General features: G+C 63.8%; 1 pseudogene. It reads left to right on the top strand.

The features are described 5' to 3' along the window. Positions 1-1,455, top strand: a pseudogene (locus tag HMPREF2678_RS10425) (RHS repeat protein); the annotation flags it as partial.

Here is a 1,455-nt window from a genome sequence, read left to right as displayed (position 1 = left end):
CCGAAATGGTGCTGCGTATCACTACCGCTACGATGGCCACGGACGTGTCACCGCCCAAGTCGGCACCGGTGGTATGGTCCCCAACATCCTCTACTGGGGCGACGACACCGGCGATGATGCACCCGTCGGTGGTACCGTCTGCGTTCTCATCGAAACCGCTGGCGACTTCACCGGCGACCCTCTGGAACTCGGCGACAGCGTCGTTGACACCTACCTCGACCGCCTCCACCACCTCCCCCTCTACCAAGCCCTCCTCAACGGTGGACTCGACGAAGCAGGCCTGACCGGCCGCGGCCGCACCACCAACCGCGACACCACCACCAACTGGACCATCCCCACCGACTGGCTGACCGACGACCTCCTCGGCGACATCCGCCCCACCGTCTACCGCGCCACCGCCTCAGGCGACGTCTGGCGCATCACCACCCCCGAAGGTGGTATCCAAGACACCACCTACACCAACCACCACCTCCCATCCACCATCACCAACACCGCCGGTGCTACCACCTGCTACACCTACGACGACAACGACCTCATCGTCAACACCACCTACCCTGATGGGACCACCACAACCATCGAACCCGGCACCTGGGGCATGCCCGTACGCATCACCGGCCGCGACGGACACACCACCGACTACCAAGTCGACACCTTCGGCATGACCACCGCCATCACCACCGCCGACGGAGCCACCACCACCTACACCTACGACTACCGCGTCACCGGCATCACCCCTGCCAGCATCACCACCCCCGATGGGGCCACCACCCACATCGACTGCGATAACGCCGGCCGCACCATCGCCATCACCGACCCCGCCGGCCGCCGCACCAGCCACACCCTCAACGTACGAGGCCTGGTCACTGACACCCTCGCCCCAGACGGCAACACCACCCGTATCGACTACACCCCCGAAGGCTGGCCCACCACACTCACCCATCCTGATGGCACCACCCTCACCGCCACCTACGACGGCGAAGGCAACCAACTGACCACCACCAACGAAACCGGTGCGACCACCACAACCACCTACACCGTCTTCGACAAACCCATCACCACCACCGACGCCACTGGCGCGACCACCACCATCACCTACAACACCCAAATGCAACCCGTGGCCATCACCAACGCCGACGGCCACACCTGGACCTACACCTACAACCTCGACGGGGACATCACCCACCAAACCGACTACAACGGTATCGTCACCACCAACACAACCAGCCCCGACGGACTCATCACCAATGTGACCACCCCAGCAGGCACAACCACCACCCGTAACCAGTTGGGACTGACCACCAGCATCGAGGATGCCTCCGGCACCACACTGTTTGACTACGACCCCTTCGGCCGTCTGACCAGCATCACTAACCCGGCTGCCACCATCACCTACACCCGCGATACCTACGGCCGAGCCACCGCTGAAACCACACGCCTGGCCAGTGGCGAAGAAAC

It is taken from the genome of Corynebacterium sp. HMSC058E07 (assembly GCF_001809885.1).
Lineage (GTDB): Bacteria > Actinomycetota > Actinomycetes > Mycobacteriales > Mycobacteriaceae > Corynebacterium > Corynebacterium macclintockiae.
Note: the sequence above shows the minus strand (reverse complement) of the source record. Positions and strands in the feature narration are given on the sequence as shown.